We start from the raw sequence: 15452 nt of genomic DNA, 5'->3' as shown, positions 1-15452 counted from the left end.
GACCGTTTGAGCCTGAAGTCGTCCTTGCCTAGGCAAGGACAACACGGTATCTACAAAGGGCAAGCCAGGCTTACGCCGCCGCCGCCTGCTCGCGGCGCGGGCCTTCACGCAGGGCGCGGCCGACCAGGCCCACCAGCAGGTCCAGCTCCTCGCTGTCCATCCCGAAGTGCGGGGTAAAGCGCAGCGAATTCTCGCCCCCGTGAATGACGTTGATGCCGTGCTGGCGCAGCCACTCCTCGGTCGAGCCGGCCCCGTAGCACTTGAACTGCGGGGCCAGCTCGCAGGAGAACAGCAGCCCGGTGCCTTGCACCTTGATGATCAGCCCGCCCAGTTCGTTCTTCAGCTGTTCCAGCTTGCGCACCGCCTCGGCACCGCGTTCGGCGATGTTGGCTCGGACCTGCGGGGTGAGCTGGGCCAGGGTGGCGCAGGCCACGTCCAGTGCGCGCGGATTGCTGGTCATGGTGTTGCCGTAGATGCCCTTGCGGTACAGCTGCGCGGCATGCTCGGTCACCGCCAGCACCGACAGCGGGTACTGCGCGGCGTTGAGCGCCTTGGAATAGGTTTCCATGTCCGGCGGGTCCAGGCCTTCAAAGCCCGGGTAGTCGACCACCGACAGCACGCCATGGGCGCGCAGGCCGGCCTGGATCGAATCGAGCAGCAGCAGGCTGCCGTGGGCGCGGGTCAGCTCGCGGGCTGCCGCATAGAACGCCGGCGGTACCGAGCGGCCCGGGTCACCTTCGCCCATCACCGGCTCCAGGAATACTGCCTCGATGAACCACTGGTTGCGCTCGGCATCCTCGAACACCTTGCGCAGGCCGGCCTCGTCGTACGGGGCCACGGTGATGACCGAATCCTCGCTCCGGTAGCTGGCCAGGTGCTGCTGGTAGCTCCTGCGGCTGGAATCGGAATACAGGGCCGGGCGATCGGTGCGGCCGTGGAAGCTGCCCTTGATGACCACGCGCTTGATGGTGGCACCGGCATGGCGCGCGCCGGGGTCGGTCTGCAGCTTGGCATTGACGTCGGCGATGCGCGCGGCCAGGCCGACCGCTTCCGAGCCGGAGTTCAGGCACATGAAGCGGGCGAACGGGCAGCCGCCACGACGGTGGCCGATTTCCGCGCGCAGGGCGTTGATGAAGCGCTGTTGGGACAGGCTGGGGGTCATGATGTTGGCCATCACCTGTGGCCGCGCCATCGCCTCCAGCACGGCATCAGGCGTGTGGCCGAAACCAAGCATGCCGTAGCCACCGGCGTCATACAGCACCGCGCCTTTCAGGGTCACCACCCACGGGCCGCGCGCGGCCAGCGCCACATATGGGGTCACCGCGTCGTCGGCATAGAAATTGACGAAGCCGTCCTGCATCGCATCGATCTGCGCCTGCTCGTCCTGCGCCAGCAGCGGCCCCAGCTCCTGCTGCACGCGCGCGAATTCGGTGGCGGCGGCGTCCACCGCGGCCACCAGCTGCGGGTGGCGGGCAGACAGGGCGGTCAGGGTGGCATCGTCCAGGCCGGTGGTGATGCGGGTGCCCGGCTGGGTGCGGAGGGGGGCGAGACGTTCGATGAAGCTCATTGCAGATCTCCTGAAACGATGGGTCGCACGGGCCTTCAAAAGCAAAACGCGCGTCATCACGCGCGCTTCGGGGGCGGACTCGTGCTGCGGACTTCCTTCCCGATGCTAGCACTTGTTTTTTTGCGCGATAACCCCGCAGAATCCTGTTGCATAGCAGCATATTGCCCGACGTTCGGTGCGAAGCGCGCCGGCTCGCAAGCGCTGGACGTACAATGCGCGCCATTGTCGACCTGTTGCCGTCCAACGCCTTGAAGAAGTCCGATTTCCACTACGACCTGCCGGCTGAACTGATCGCCCAGGCCCCTCTGGCCGAACGCTCGGCCAGCCGTCTGATGCTGGTACCGCCAGCGCCGGCCGCCTTCAGCGACCTGCAGGTGCGCGATCTGCCCTCGCTGCTGCAGCCCGGTGATCTGATGGTGTTCAACGACACCCGGGTGATCCCGGCGCGTCTGTTCGGGCAGAAGGCCAGTGGCGGCCGCGTCGAGATCCTGATCGAGCGGCTGCTGGGCGGACAGCAGGCGCGCGCCCAGGTGGGTGCCAGCAAGTCGCCCAAGGCGGGCAGCCGCATCGCCCTGGATGCTGGCGGCGAGGCCGAGGTGCTGGGCCGCGATGGCGAGTTCTATGTACTGCAGTTCCACGTGCCGGAATCGCTGGAGCAGTGGCTGCTGCACGCCGGCCGCCTGCCGCTGCCGCCGTACATCCAGCGCGAGCCGGGCGTGGATGACCGCGAGCGCTACCAGACCGTGTTCGCGCGCGAAGTGGGCGCGGTGGCCGCACCGACCGCCGGCCTGCATTTCGACGAGCCGCTGTTGGCGGCGTTGAAGGCAAAGGGCGTGGATTTCGGTCACGTCACCCTGCACGTGGGCGCGGGCACCTTCCAGCCGGTGCGTGCCGATGACCTGAAGGACCACGTGATGCACCGCGAGTGGCTGAACGTAGGCGCCGAGCTGGTACAGCAGGTGCGGCGCACGCGCGCAGCTGGCGGCCGGGTGATCGGCGTCGGCACCACCGTGGTGCGCGCGCTGGAAAGCGCGATGCGCGATGGTGAGCTGCTGCCATTCGCGGGCGAGACCCAGATCTTCATCACCCCGGGCTACCGCATCCGCAGCGTCGACGCGATGGTGACGAACTTCCACCTGCCGGAAAGCACGCTGCTGATGATGATCTCCGCGTTCGCCGGAAAGGAAAGGGTTTTCGAGGCGTACCAGCATGCGATCGAGCAGCGCTACCGCTTCTTCAGCTACGGCGACGCGATGCTGCTGTTCCCGCAGGCGGGGTGAACGGGCGCTTCATCCACGCCATGCGTGGATGAATCCGGTACCCACGGCCATGCCCGGCGGGGCGGGGGCGCTGGCGCAACGGCCGCCGGGCATGGCCCGGCGCTACCGGCAACGGCCTCTTTCGGAGACAATAGGCGACTATTTGCCTGAACGACCGCTCCATGTCCCGATTGCAGTTCCAGCTCCAGACCCGCGACGGCCGTGCCCGCCGTGGCCGCCTGACCTTCCCGCGTGGCACGGTGGAAACGCCTGCTTTCATGCCGGTGGGAACCTACGGCTCGGTCAAGGGCATCCTGCCGGACCAGGTGCGTGCGCTGGGCGCCGAGATCATCCTTGGCAACACCTTCCACCTGTACCTGCGCCCAGGCTTGGACATCATCGCCGACCACGGCGGCCTGCACGGCTTCTGCCAGTGGGACGGCCCGATCCTGACCGACTCCGGCGGCTTCCAGGTGTTCTCGCTGGCCCATCGGCGCAAGATCACCGAGCAGGGCGTGACCTTCGCCTCGCCCACCGATGGTGCCCGCGTGTTCCTGGGCCCGGAGGAGAGTATGAAGATCCAGAAGGTGCTCGATTCGGATGTGGTGATGATCTTCGACGAGTGCACCCCGTACCCGGCCACCGAGGACGTCGCTCGTCGCTCGATGGAGCTGAGCCTGCGCGGGGCCCCGCGCAGCCGCAACGCGCATGACGCGCTGGGCAACGACGCGGCCCTGTTCGGCATCGTCCAGGGCGGCGTGCATACCGACCTGCGCAGCCGTTCGGCCGAAGCCCTGCAGGCGATCGGCTTCGACGGCTATGCCATCGGCGGCCTGGCCGTGGGCGAGCCGGAGCACGAGCGCAACGCCATGCTGGACCACCTGGACCCGGAGCTGCCGGGTGACCGCCCACGCTACCTGATGGGCGTGGGCCGGCCGGAAGATCTGGTCGAGGGCGTCGCCCGCGGCGTGGACATGTTCGATTGCGTGATGCCGACCCGCAATGCGCGCAATGGCCACTATTTCACCTCGTTCGGCACCGTACGCATCCGCAACTCGCAGTATGCGCGCGACATGGACCCGATCGAGCCGGGATGCGGCTGCGTGGCCTGCAGCGGCGGCTACACCCGCTCGTACCTGCGCCACCTGGACCGCTGCAATGAGATGCTGGCGCCGATGCTGGGCACCCTGCACAACCTGTTCTATTACGAAAAACTGATGGCCGATATCCGCGCGGCCATCGAAGCGGGAACCTTCCAGGCCTTCCGCGAGTCCTTCTATGCAGCACGCGGGGCGGTCGCGCCGCCCCTGTAACCCCGCAGCACCCCTGCCGAACGGCCCAAGGACGAACGTCCGGGGCCGTGGCATACTTCAAGGCTGACCCAGATCCGCGGTCGACACCCCCGCCCGTTACGAGTGGGAGCGCCGCCCAACCAAAGGACCAACGATGAACCTGCTTGCCTTCCTGATTCCCGCCGCACACGCCCAGGCCGCCGGCGGCCAACCGCAGGGCATGGGCCTGACCACGCTGCTGTTCCCGATCATCCTGATCGCCATCATGTACTTCCTGATGATCCGCCCGCAGATGAAGCGGCAGAAGGAGCACAAGGCCATGCTGGAGAAGATCAAGCGTGGCGACGAAGTGCTGACCAACGGCGGCATCGCCGGCGTGGTCACCGACATCGGCGACAACTTCATCACCATCGAAGTGGCTGACAACGTGCGCATCCGCGTGCAGAAGGGCGCTGTCGGCAACGTGCTGCCGGCCGGTACCCTGAAGTCGGCCCAGTAAGCCACTCCCTTTCCGATGCACAACCGCGGCGCCGGGGATGGCGCCGCGCGGGACCCAAGCAATGCTCGAATTTCCACGCTGGAAGTACGTCGTCATCCTGATCGTACTGGCGCTCAGTACCCTGTACGCGCTGCCCAACATCTACCAGAAGGACCCGGCCGTCCAGATCACCGCCAACCGTGGCGGTACGGTCGACGACGCGCTGCGCGACCGTGTGCTGGCCGACCTGAAGAAGGCCGGTGTCACCACGATCGGCGCGGAAAAGGAAGGGGAAAGCCTGATCGTCCGCCTGCCGGACCTGAAGTCCCAGTCCGCGGCCAGCGATGCGCTGCGTGACACCGTGGGCGAGAACTACACGGTGGCCCTGAACCTGGCCTCGACCGTGCCGGACTGGCTGGCCAAGCTGGGCGGTCGCCCGATGGTGCTGGGTCTGGACCTGCAGGGCGGCGTGCACTTCGTGCTGCAGGTCGACCAGAAGGCCGCGCTGGACAAGCGCTTGGACGCCTACACCGAAGACGTGCGCAGCACCCTTCGCGACGCGCGCATTCCGTACCAGTCGGTCGAACGCCGCGCCGACAACACCATCGTGGCCAACCTGAGCCCGTCGGCCGGAGACGACGCTGCCGCCAACGCCCGCACGGCGCTGGTCAAGTCGCAGCCGACCCTGGGTTACGACGTCAGCGGCAACCGCATCACGGTGACCATTCCGGACGCCGAGATCGCGCAGATCGCCAACGGCGCCATCGAGCAGAACATCAACACCCTGCGCAACCGCGTGAACCAGCTGGGCGTGGCCGAGCCGATCATCCAGCGCCAGGGTGCCGACCGCGTGGTCGTGCAGCTGCCGGGCGTGCAGGACACCGCCGAAGCCAAGCGCATGATCGGCGCCACCGCTACCCTGGAATACCGCGCGGTGGTCGATGGCAACGCGCAGGACGCCATCGCCTCCGGCCGTATCCCGCCGGAAGCCAAGGTCTACCAGCGTCGTGATGGCCTGGGTCCGGTGCTGCTGAACAAGCGCGTGATCGTCACCGGCGACCAGATGGTCGGCGCACAGGCGGTGACCGATACCAACAGTGGTGCCCCGGCGGTCAGCGTGACGCTGAACAATGTCGGCGGCCAGCGCATGTTCGACTTCACCAGCGCCAACGTGAACAAGCCGATGGCCGTGGTGTACACCGAGCGCGTGCCGACCGTGACCATGGTGGATGGCCAGGAAGTGCGTGGCTTCAAGGTCAACGAGGAAGTGATCTCGGTGGCCAACATCAACGGCGTGTTCGGCAAGAACTTCCAGACCACCGGTCTGCAGAAGAAGGAAGCCGAGGACCTGGCCAAGCTGCTGAAGTCGGGTTCGCTGGCCGCGCCGATGGACTTCGTCGAAGAGCGCGTGGTCGGCCCGAGCCTGGGTGCGGAGAACGTCAAGAACGGTATCACCGCGGTGGTCTACGCGTTCCTGTTCACCCTGGTGTTCTTCACCATCTACTACCGCATGTTTGGCCTGATCACTTCGCTGGCGATGCTGTTCAACCTGCTGATCGTGGTGGCAGTGATGTCGCTGTTCGGCGCGACGATGACCCTGCCTGGCTTCGCCGGCCTGGCGTTGTCGGTCGGGCTGTCGGTGGACGCCAACGTGCTGATCAACGAGCGTATCCGTGAAGAACTGCGTGCCGGTGTGCCGGGCAAGACCGCGATCGTGACCGGTTACGATCGTGCTTCGGGCACCATCCTCGACGCCAACCTGACCGGCCTGATCGTCGGCGTGGCCTTGTTTGCCTTCGGCACGGGCCCGCTGAAGGGCTTCGCCCTGACCATGATCATCGGTATTTTCGCCTCGATGTTCACCGCGATCACCGTGTCGCGCGCCCTGGCGACGCTGATCTATGGCCGTCGCAAGAAGCTCCAGAACGTGGCCATCTGACGGGACGACACGCACATGAAAATTTTTCCGCTGCACATCCTCCCGAACGATACCCAGATCGATTTCATGCGCTGGCGCCATGTCGCGATGGTCGTCACGATCATCGTGTTCCTGGCATCGATCGGCATCATCGGCTTCAAGGGCTTCAACTACGCCCTGGACTTCACCGGCGGTACTCTGATCGAGGCCCGCTTCGACAAGGCGGTGGACGTCGAGCAGGTCCGCACCAAGCTCGAGCAGAACGGCTTCGAAGGCGCCCAGGTGCAGAGTGTTGGTGGCAACACCGACCTGCTGATCCGCCTGGCCCCGCACGGTGAGCATGCCCCGGGTACCGGTGCGGCCGCCGCCGAGGACAAGGCCACCGCTGCGGCGGTGGTCAAGGCGCTGTCCACCGCCGACAACCAGGCCACGGTGCTGCGCAACGAGTTCGTTGGCCCGCAGATCGGCAAGGATCTGGCGATGAACGGCCTGTACGCCACCATCTTCATGCTGGCTGGCTTCCTGATCTACATCGCGGTGCGCTTCGAATGGAAGTTCGCGGTCACCGCCAGCATCGTAGCCATGTTCGACCTGATCGTGACGGTGGCTTACGTGTCCCTGCTGGGCCGTGAGTTCGACCTGACCGTGCTGGCCGGCCTGCTGTCGGTGATGGGTTTTGCGATCAACGACATCATCGTGGTCTTCGACCGCGTGCGCGAAAACTTCCGCAGCCTGCGTGCGGAGCCGATGGAGGTGCTGAACCGTTCGATCAACCAGACGCTGTCGCGTACGGTGATCACCGCGGTGATGTTCTTCCTGTCGGCGCTGGCCCTGTACCTGTACGGCGGCAGCTCCATGGAAGGTCTGGCCGAGACCCACATGATCGGTGCGGTGATCGTGGTGCTGTCCTCGATCCTGGTGGCGGTGCCGATGCTGACCGTTGGTGCGCTGCGGGTGAGCAAGCAGGACCTGCTGCCGAAGGCGAAGGACGTCGAGGCCCTGGCCCGTCGCCCGTAAGCAGCCGCGCTGCAATGGAACACAGAGAACCCCGCGCAAGCGGGGTTTTTTGTGTTGCAGGGCTTGCAGCCCTGCACCTGCTACAAGCCAGGACAACTTCAAAAGCCGGAGCGGCATTCCGTGGGATGGCGGGGCACTGTAGGTTTGCGGGGACGGCGCAAGTACGTCCCTGTAGCCTTGGTCGCCGCTTGCTCGTGTGCGCTGTCCTGCGCACACGGCAAGACCGGGGTTGGGCGTCCTGCCCAACCCGCCCGAGGCATGCCTCGGGCCCATGCGGCTCACACCCCGCAAACCCACAGTGCCCCGCCTTCGACAGGTTCACGCGGCTGGTGGCAACGGCGCTGCGCGGCTGTTGGTAGGTGTCGACCTTGGTCGACACATCTGTCAGATGTCGAATGAATTCATCCACGCATGGCGTGGATCTAACGTGTCGACCTTGGTCGACACAACTTTTCTGTCAGATATCGATATCCGACCCCGTGCCGACCAACGGTCGGCACCCACCATCTGCAGCAGGGAACTGTCGAAGGCGGGGTGGGTCCGGTTGAGGGGGCGTGAGCCGCATGGATGCGGCGACCGAGCTTACATGGACGTACTTGCAGCGTCCCCCTCAACCGGACCCACCCCGCCAACCCTCAGGACCCCAGCTTTTGACGTTGACGTTGACGTTGCAGTGGCTTGAAGCAGGTGCAGGGCTGCAAGCCCTGCAAAAAGAAGACCCCACCCTACGCCAGCGTCGGTTGTGCATTCTTCCCCCGCGCACTACGATCCTGCGGTTCGCGCGCGCCTGCGCGCGCCCGTATTCCTGCTGTGCGCCCCGCGCGCCGCATCTGCCAACCCGAGGTATCCATGGTCATCAAACCGCGTGTCCGCGGCTTCATCTGCGTCACCACCCACCCGACCGGCTGCGAGGCCGCGGTCAAGCAGCAGATCGACTACATCCGCGCCCGCCCGCCGATCAAGAATGGCCCCAAGCGCGTGCTGGTCATCGGCGCCTCCACCGGCTACGGCCTGGCGGCGCGCATCACCGCAGCCTTCGGCAGCGGTGCGGCAACCCTGGGTATCTTCTTCGAACGCCCCGGCAGCGAAACCAAGCCGGGCACCGCGGGCTGGTACAACTCGGCGGCGTTCCACAAGTACGCAGACGAAGCCGGCCTGTATGCCAAGAGCATCAACGGCGATGCCTTCTCCGATGAAGTGAAGGCCAGGACCATCGAGATGATCAAGGCCGATCTGGGCCAGGTCGACCAAGTCGTCTACAGCCTGGCCGCACCGCGCCGCAAGCACCCGAAGACGGGCGAGATCATCAGCTCCACGCTGAAGCCGATCGGCGAGCCGATCACGCTGCGTGGCCTGGACACCGACAAGGAAGTGCTGACCGAAACCCATCTGCAGCCGGCCACTCCGGAAGAAATCGCCGGTACCGTTGCGGTGATGGGCGGCGAAGACTGGCAGATGTGGATCGACGCGCTGGCCGATGCCGGCGTGCTGGCCAATGGCTGCACCACCACCGCCTTCACCTACGTGGGCGAAGAAATCACCCAGGCGATCTACTGGAATGGTTCCATCGGTGCCGCCAAGAAGGACCTGGACACCAAGGTGCTGGGCCTGCGCGAAAAGCTGGCGAAAATCGGCGGCGACGCGCGCGTCTCGGTGTTGAAGGCCGTGGTCACCCAGGCCAGCTCGGCCATTCCGACCATGCCGCTGTACCTGTCGCTGCTGTTCAAGGTGATGAAGGCGCAGGGTACCCACGAAGGCTGCATCGAACAGCTCGACGTGCTGTACGACATCCTGTATGGCGGCAAGGCCGACGGCGTGGCCGTGGACCGCCTGCGCCACGACCTGGTCGACGGCCAGGGCCGTACCGTGGCCCTGGTGGACGAAGAAGGGCGCCTGCGCGCCGACTACAAGGAAATGGCCCCGGAAGTGCAGGGCAAGGTGCTGGAGTTGTGGCCGCAGGTGACCAACGAGAACCTTTACGAGATCAGCGACCTGGCCGGCTACAAGGCTGACTTCCTGCGCCTGTTCGGGTTCGGCGTCGACGGCGTCGATTACGAAGCCGACGTCAATCCGGACGTGAAGATCAGCAACCTGGTCGACCTGACCTGACGACCCCGTGGTAGTGCCGGCCGCTGGCCGGCATTGCGGGTATGCATGGTTGCCGGCCAGCGGCCGGCACTACCAGTATCAGATTCAGCCGAAATCGAAGTTCATCGATGGCAACGCCGGGCCGACGAAGTCGCCCTGCACGTAGTCAACGCCTGCACTGAACAGCAGGGTCATCGAATTCGCATCGCTGACGAATTCGGCGATGGTGCGGATGCCGGCCTCCTGCGCGCGCGCAGTGATCTGGCTGATGCGGTCGATGTTCTCGCGTGTGGCCGCCAGGTCGCTGGTGAAGCCACGGTCCAGCTTGAGGAACTGCGGCTCGAAGTGGGCCAGCAGCTGGAACGAATCCAACCCCGAACCGAACTGCTCCAGCCCGATGCGGCAGCCCAGCGGGGCGACATCGGCCAGGAACTGCTGGGCCGCGCGCAGGTGGGTGAACACCTTCGCCTCCGGCGCGTGCAGCCACAGCCGTTCGCCTGCCACGCCCTGTGCCTGCAGCTGCTGGCGCACGGTGGCGATCATCTTCGGGTCATCGAACGATTCGGGGGTGACCTTGACCAGAATCTGGATGTCGTGGCCGGCACGCGAGCGTTCGCCCAGCACGTTGATCGCCTGCGCCACCACCCAGCGGTTGATGTCGCCGAGCAGGCCGTGCTCCTCGGCGATGCCGAGGAAGGCGGTCGGGCTGAGCAGCTCGCCGTTGTGTTCCAGCCGCAGGTAGGCTTCGTACAGTTCCAGTGGTTCGCCCTGCAGGTTCAGCACCGGCTGGTAATGCAGCTGGAAGCCGTCGCCGGCCAGCGCCTCGCGGATGCGCGCGACCCAGCGCTGCACGCGTTCTTCCTCGATGCGGTCAACCGCGGCCGGGTCGAAGATGCGCGAGGTGTTGCCCAATGCCGCCGCGGCCTGCGCGCATTCGCTGGCACGCGCCAGCACCTGGCCGATGCTGGCGATCTTCTCGCCCACCTGCACGCCACCGATGCTGACGGTGACCGTGGCCGAACGCGGGCCGATGCTGAAGACGTGCGCGGCGAATCCTTCACGGATGCGTTCGGCCAGGGCGACGGTCTGGGCGTAGGCGCCGGACTGCAACACCGCGAAACTGTGCTCGCCGAAGCGCGCCATCTGCGCGTCGTCGCCCACCACCGCGGCCAGCTGTGCGGCCATCGCGCCGATCAGGGCGTCGGCCGAGTCCAGGCCGATGTCGGGGATCAGGCGTGCGTAATGGTCAGGCTCGATCAGCAGCAGGCCGAACTGGCCTTCGCTGCGGCCGGCCTGGGCCACGGCATCTTCCACCTGCAGCATGAAGGTGGGGCGGTTGAGCAGGCCGGTGACCTGGTCGCGCTGGCGCAGGTCTTCGACCTCGCGCGCCAGTTCCGGGTCCAGTTCCAGGCGGCGGCGGAACACCACCTGCAGGCAGGATTCGCCTTCGTAGGTGGCGGCAGTGAATTCCATCGTCGCCGGGAACGCGCTGCCATCTTCGTGACGGGCATCGAGCTGGTACTGCGGCGGCGGCGCCTCACCACGGCTGAGGCCCTTCAGCAGCTGCTTGAAGCCCTCCACGTGCTGCGCGGCCACCATGTCCAGCAGCGAGATGCCTTCGATGTCCTCGAAGTCCTCGTAGCCGAACATTTCCAGATAGGCGTCGTTGGCGCGGATGTGCATGCCCTCATGCACGTAGGCGATCGGGTCGCGCGAGGAGGCGATGAGGGCGTCGCAGCGGCGCTCGGTCTCGCGCATCTGCGCTTCGATGCGGCGCAGGCCGCGGCGCGCCTGCAGGTCGACCCACTGGTCGCGGACCACGGCCAGCAGATGCTCGTTGCGCTGGCGCAGGGCCAGGGCGCGCACGCCATTGCTGCTGGCCTGGACCAGTTCGTCCTCGTCGATGCGATCGGCCAGCAGCACCAGCGGGATGTCCTTGCCGCTGGCGGCGATGTGCTGCGCCACCAGGGGCAGCGGGATGGCCTGCGAGGGCGACGCCAGCACCAGGTCGATCGCCTGGCTGGCCAGGACCTGCGACAGTTCGGCTGAATCCTGCGGGCGCCAGGGGCGCACGGCGATGCCGCTGTTGCGCAGGGTGCTGACGATGGCTTCGGCGTTCTCGCCGCTGTCATCGACGATCAGCAACCGGATGGTGATGTCGTTCGCGTTCTGCATGCACTGCTCCCCAATCTGCAAATCTAGATACACGATGCGCGGCGGCCCGTCCATGCGCGCACCCCTTGCGAAGCTGGAACGGCGATGCGGTTCACACCACGCTGCCGGCGGCATGGCCGCTGGCCCAGGCCCACTGGAAGTTGTAGCCCCCCAGCCATCCGGTCACATCCAGCACCTCGCCGACGAAATGCAGGCCGGGCACGCGCTTGGATTCCATCGTCGAGGACGACACCTCGGCGGTGTCCACGCCGCCCAGGGTGACTTCGGCGGTGCGGTAACCCTCGGTGCCGCTGGCCACCAGTGGGAAGGCCCCCAGCAGCTGCCCGGCCTGGCGCAGCACCGGCTCGTCCAACTGCCGCACCGGGCGGTCCGGCAGCCAGTGTTCGCACAGGCGCTGGGCCAAGCGCTTGGGCAGCACCTCGGCCAGCACCGTGCGCAGTTCGGCCGCCGGGCGCTCCTGCTTCATCTGCCGCAGCCACGCGGTCGCGTCCTGGCCCGGCAGCAGGTCCAGCGCCAGTGCATCGCCGGGTTGCCAGAACGAGGAGATCTGCAGGATGGCCGGGCCGCTGACACCACGGTGGGTCAGCAGCATGAAATTCTGGAAGCTCCTGCCGTTGCAGCGTGCCTCGATGGGCAGGGCAACGCCGCTGAGATCGGCCAGGCGTTCCTGGTGCGTGCCACTGAGTGTCAGCGGAACCAGGCCTGCGCGGGTGGGCAGCACCTGGTGACCGAACTGGCGGGCGATCTCATAACCGAAGCCGGTGGCACCCATGCTGGGAATGGACAGGCCGCCGGTGGCCACCACCAGCGAGGCGCAATGGAACAGGCCCTGGCTTGTGTGCACGCGGAAACCATCGCTGCCGTGCTCGATGCGCTGCACGCTGCAGTCGGTACGGATCTGCACGCCTGCGGCCTGGCACTCATCCACCAGCATCTTCACGATCTGCTTGGAAGAGACATCGCAGAACAGCTGCCCCAGCTCTTTTTCGTGATACGCGATGCCGTGTCTGTCCACCATTTCGATGAAGTGCCACGGCGTATAGCGCGCCAGTGCCGACTTGCAGAAGTGCGGGTTGGCCGAGATGAAGTTGGCCGGGGTGGTGCCGGTGTTGGTGAAGTTGCAGCGGCCACCACCGGACATCAGGATCTTCTTGCCGACCTTGTTGGCATGGTCGATCACCTGCACGTGGCGGCCGCGCTGGCCGGCGGTGATCGCGGTCATCAACCCGGCCGCGCCGGCGCCAATGACCAGCACGTCGCAGCGGATCGTGCTCATGCCTTGTGGCGCTTGCGCCAGTCCGGAATGATGTCGAGCTGGATCTGGTCATTGAGGATCTGCACTTCGCCATCCTGGATCAGCAGGCTGAACCGCATGGCGCGCTGGATCTGCAGGCCCCACTGTTCGACGAAGGCGCCATCGAGGTCGACCACCGACAGGTTGTCGAAGCGGGCCAGGGCCTTGCCCTGCTTGTTCCACCAGATATCGGAGGCATTGCCACCGTAGTTCACCACCTGCACCTGGCGGCTGCGGTTGCAGGCCTTGCGGATGCGCGATTCATCGGGGTGGCCCAGGTCGATCCACTGCAGGATGTCGCCGGTGTAGTCGTGCTCCCACAGGTCCGGCTCATCGTCGGTGCTCAGGCCGCGGCCGAATTCCAGGCGGTCACCCGCATTGAGGGCGAAGGCGAGCAGGCGCACCATCAGGCGCTCGTCGGTTTCCGACGGGTGCTGGGCCAGGGTCAGGTTGTGGGTCGCGTAGTAGCCGCGATCCATGTCGCTGATCTGCAGCTCGGCCTTGCGGATGGTGGCGGTGAGGGCCATGGGGAATCCGTGTACTAAAGACGACAATGATAGAGGTTTGCCGGAAGGGTGTCCGTGGCGGGAGTGTCTGCCGGGCGTCAACAATGGCACCCTTGCGCTCCTTGCCGCTGCAGAAGTGATGCGATGAACCTGCCCAGCCGCCTGCAGCTGCCGCCCGGGGACTGGCCGAACCTGCTCGACGGGTTGTGTGCGCGTTTCCCGCGCATCGATCGTGGCCAGTGGCTGGACCGCTTCGCCCGTGGCCGTGTGCAGGACGCGCAGGGCAGGGCGCTGGCGGCCGACCAGCCCTGGCGGGTCGGGCTGGAAATCGTCTACTTCCGCGAGGTCAGCGACGAGTCCGCCATTCCGTTCCGCGAGCAGATCCTCTACCAGGACGCGCACCTGCTGGTGGCGGACAAGCCGCACCATCTGCCGGTCACCCCGGCCGGCAGATACGTGCGCCAGACCCTGCTGGCGCGCCTGGTGGAGCAGACCGGCAACGCTGATCTGGTGCCGCTGCACCGGCTGGATCGGCTCACCGCCGGGCTGGTGCTGTTCTCGCAGCGCCCGGATTCGCGCGATGCCTACCAGCGCCTGTTCCGCGAGCGCCGCATCGCCAAAACCTACGAGGCGCTGGCGCCGGCCCTGCCGGGCCTGCAGTTCCCCGTGCAGCGGGATAGCCGGATCGTGTCCGGCGAGCCATTCTTCCGCATGGCCGAGGTGGATGGCGAACCGAATGCGCGCACGCGGGTGGAGGTGATCGCGGCCGATGGCATGGTCTGGCATTACCGGCTGCGGCCTGAAACCGGGCGCAAGCATCAGCTGCGCGTGCATATGGCGGCCCTGGGTGCACCGATCCTGGGAGATGACCTGTACCCGCGGCTGAGTCCGGCCGACGATGGCTGGCACGCGCCGCCGCTGCAGCTGCTGGCGCGGGCCCTGGCATTCAAGGATCCGCTGAGTGGAGAGGGGCGGGTGTTCAGCAGCGAGCGCTCGCTTCCCTGGCCCGACGGCCGGGCGGGTGAAGGCTGATCAGCGTGGTTTGATGCGTGCCAGCCAGCGGTCAAGCTCGGCGGCAAACAACTGGCGATCGCGTTGGCCCAGTGGCGGCGGGCCGCCTGTCGGCACTCCGGCCCCGCGCAGCGCTTCCATGAAATTGCGCATCGACAGCCGCTCGGCCATGTTGTTGGCGGTGTACAGCTCGCCGTGCGGGTTCAGGGCGATGGCTTTCTTTTCCAGCACCAGTGCGGCCAGCGGGATGTCCTGGGTGACCACCAGGTCGCCGGCCGCCACCCGCTCGACAATGGCGCTGTCGGCCACGTCCAGGCCCTGCGGCACCTGGAGGGCGCGCAGCCAGCGCGAGGGTGGGGTGCGGATCCACTGGTTGGCGACCAGGGTCAGCTCCAGCCCGACCCGTTCGGCGGCCCGGAACAGGATGTCGCGGATGACAACAGGGCAGGCGTCGGCATCGACCCAGATCCTCGGTCTGCCGTGTTCAGCTTGGGTTTCAGCTTCAGTCATCTACCCAGTGTAGGGTAGGAAAATCCTGAATGGGGGCTCGGGTTTAGGCTCGATCAGGTGCCAGCCCTTGTCACGCCTACGCGGGCGGGGGATGCCGCTGAATGTCGCGGCTATCGCTTTTTCCTGAAAACACGCGTATCGTTCGACCCACTGTGTTTGCTAGGGTCACCGTGAATCGTGGCCTGGTGCAGTTGATCTCACGATCCGCTCATCGATCCGCTTTACCAACGCCTGCAACTCAGTCTCGGCCCCGATTCCCGGTGGCTGCGATTTTTTCAACATCTCTTGACCACCGGAACAGGATCGACCAGCGCGAAGATCAGACCCGCAGCATATT

12 protein-coding genes are annotated in these 15452 nt (G+C 66.3%); 7 read left to right on the top strand and 5 right to left on the bottom strand.

Going from position 1 to position 15452, the window contains the following annotated elements; genetic code table 11:
* Positions 1 to 70: 70 nt before the first annotated feature.
* Entirely contained in the window at positions 71 to 1567 is a 1497-nt protein-coding gene (locus tag ACQKDV_RS12875; RefSeq protein ID WP_427784113.1) for an aminotransferase class III-fold pyridoxal phosphate-dependent enzyme, read from the bottom strand.
* Between the two features lie 212 nt (positions 1568 to 1779).
* On the opposite strand from ACQKDV_RS12875, the gene queA reads away from it, so the two are divergent.
* The 6 genes from queA to fabV all read left to right on the top strand — a co-directional run bounded on the left by queA (position 1780) and on the right by fabV (position 9640).
* Positions 1780 to 2847 (top strand): tRNA preQ1(34) S-adenosylmethionine ribosyltransferase-isomerase QueA, encoded by a 1068-nt coding sequence (queA, locus tag ACQKDV_RS12870; RefSeq protein WP_427784112.1) that lies wholly within the window; start codon positions 1780 to 1782, stop codon positions 2845 to 2847.
* A 161-nt stretch (positions 2848 to 3008) separates the two neighbouring features.
* Positions 3009 to 4139 carry a tRNA guanosine(34) transglycosylase Tgt gene (tgt, locus tag ACQKDV_RS12865; protein ID WP_427784111.1) on the top strand — a complete coding sequence of 377 codons (1131 nt, stop codon included), beginning with the start codon at positions 3009 to 3011 and terminating at the stop codon, positions 4137 to 4139.
* A 133-nt stretch (positions 4140 to 4272) separates the two neighbouring features.
* Positions 4273 to 4617: a preprotein translocase subunit YajC gene (gene yajC / locus ACQKDV_RS12860; protein WP_057498089.1), complete on the top strand. Its 345-nt coding sequence runs from the start codon at positions 4273 to 4275 to the stop codon at positions 4615 to 4617.
* Positions 4618 to 4678: 61 nt separating this feature from the next.
* The gene (gene secD / locus ACQKDV_RS12855) at positions 4679 to 6535 is read left to right on the top strand and encodes a protein translocase subunit SecD (protein WP_427784110.1); all 1857 of its coding nucleotides are present in this window, start codon (positions 4679 to 4681) and stop codon (positions 6533 to 6535) included.
* A 15-nt stretch (positions 6536 to 6550) separates the two neighbouring features.
* The gene (secF, locus tag ACQKDV_RS12850; protein ID WP_427784109.1) at positions 6551 to 7531 is read left to right on the top strand and encodes a protein translocase subunit SecF; all 981 of its coding nucleotides are present in this window, start codon (positions 6551 to 6553) and stop codon (positions 7529 to 7531) included.
* A gap of 849 nt (positions 7532 to 8380) precedes the next feature.
* Positions 8381 to 9640, top strand: a complete 1260-nt coding sequence (gene fabV / locus ACQKDV_RS12845) for an enoyl-ACP reductase FabV (RefSeq protein ID WP_427784108.1) — start codon at positions 8381 to 8383, stop codon at positions 9638 to 9640.
* 84 nt (positions 9641 to 9724) lie between these two features.
* On the opposite strand, the gene ACQKDV_RS12840 is transcribed toward fabV, so the two are convergent.
* From ACQKDV_RS12840 to ACQKDV_RS12830, 3 genes are all read right to left on the bottom strand, one after another.
* Positions 9725 to 11794, bottom strand: a complete 2070-nt coding sequence (locus ACQKDV_RS12840; RefSeq protein ID WP_427784107.1) for an EAL domain-containing response regulator — start codon at positions 11792 to 11794, stop codon at positions 9725 to 9727.
* Positions 11795 to 11885: 91 nt separating this feature from the next.
* Positions 11886 to 13070 (bottom strand): NAD(P)/FAD-dependent oxidoreductase, encoded by a 1185-nt coding sequence (locus ACQKDV_RS12835; protein WP_427784106.1) that lies wholly within the window; start codon positions 13068 to 13070, stop codon positions 11886 to 11888.
* The gene (locus tag ACQKDV_RS12830) at positions 13067 to 13615 is read right to left on the bottom strand and encodes a YaeQ family protein (protein WP_427784105.1); all 549 of its coding nucleotides are present in this window, start codon (positions 13613 to 13615) and stop codon (positions 13067 to 13069) included. The genes ACQKDV_RS12835 and ACQKDV_RS12830 overlap by 4 nt, the downstream gene beginning before the upstream one ends.
* Before the next feature lie 123 nt (positions 13616 to 13738).
* Between ACQKDV_RS12830 and ACQKDV_RS12825 the strand changes: the two genes are divergently transcribed.
* The gene (locus ACQKDV_RS12825; protein ID WP_427784104.1) at positions 13739 to 14626 is read left to right on the top strand and encodes a pseudouridine synthase; all 888 of its coding nucleotides are present in this window, start codon (positions 13739 to 13741) and stop codon (positions 14624 to 14626) included.
* Here the strand turns inward: ACQKDV_RS12825 and ACQKDV_RS12820 are convergent, their stop codons facing one another.
* Positions 14627 to 15115, bottom strand: a complete 489-nt coding sequence (locus ACQKDV_RS12820; RefSeq protein ID WP_427784103.1) for a YaiI/YqxD family protein — start codon at positions 15113 to 15115, stop codon at positions 14627 to 14629.
* Between the last annotated feature and the right edge of the window lie 337 nt (positions 15116 to 15452).

The sequence above is a fragment of the Stenotrophomonas sp. NPDC077659 genome, assembly GCF_050268705.1.
Classification (GTDB): domain Bacteria; phylum Pseudomonadota; class Gammaproteobacteria; order Xanthomonadales; family Xanthomonadaceae; genus Stenotrophomonas.
Note: the sequence above shows the minus strand (reverse complement) of the source record. Positions and strands in the feature narration are given on the sequence as shown.

Excerpts from the sequence above, each read along its gene's own strand:
- ACQKDV_RS12875 (WP_427784113.1), bottom strand. The coding sequence starts at position 1,567 with ATGAGCTTCATCGAACGTCTCGCCCCCCTCCGCACCCAGCCGGGCACC.
- queA (WP_427784112.1), top strand. The coding sequence starts at position 1,780 with ATGCGCGCCATTGTCGACCTGTTGCCGTCCAACGCCTTGAAGAAGTCC.
- tgt (WP_427784111.1), top strand. The coding sequence starts at position 3,009 with ATGTCCCGATTGCAGTTCCAGCTCCAGACCCGCGACGGCCGTGCCCGC.
- yajC (WP_057498089.1), top strand. The coding sequence starts at position 4,273 with ATGAACCTGCTTGCCTTCCTGATTCCCGCCGCACACGCCCAGGCCGCC.
- secD (WP_427784110.1), top strand. The coding sequence starts at position 4,679 with ATGCTCGAATTTCCACGCTGGAAGTACGTCGTCATCCTGATCGTACTG.
- secF (WP_427784109.1), top strand. The coding sequence starts at position 6,551 with ATGAAAATTTTTCCGCTGCACATCCTCCCGAACGATACCCAGATCGAT.
- fabV (WP_427784108.1), top strand. The coding sequence starts at position 8,381 with ATGGTCATCAAACCGCGTGTCCGCGGCTTCATCTGCGTCACCACCCAC.
- ACQKDV_RS12840 (WP_427784107.1), bottom strand. The coding sequence starts at position 11,794 with ATGCAGAACGCGAACGACATCACCATCCGGTTGCTGATCGTCGATGAC.
- ACQKDV_RS12835 (WP_427784106.1), bottom strand. The coding sequence starts at position 13,070 with ATGAGCACGATCCGCTGCGACGTGCTGGTCATTGGCGCCGGCGCGGCC.
- ACQKDV_RS12830 (WP_427784105.1), bottom strand. The coding sequence starts at position 13,615 with ATGGCCCTCACCGCCACCATCCGCAAGGCCGAGCTGCAGATCAGCGAC.
- ACQKDV_RS12825 (WP_427784104.1), top strand. The coding sequence starts at position 13,739 with ATGAACCTGCCCAGCCGCCTGCAGCTGCCGCCCGGGGACTGGCCGAAC.
- ACQKDV_RS12820 (WP_427784103.1), bottom strand. The coding sequence starts at position 15,115 with ATGACTGAAGCTGAAACCCAAGCTGAACACGGCAGACCGAGGATCTGG.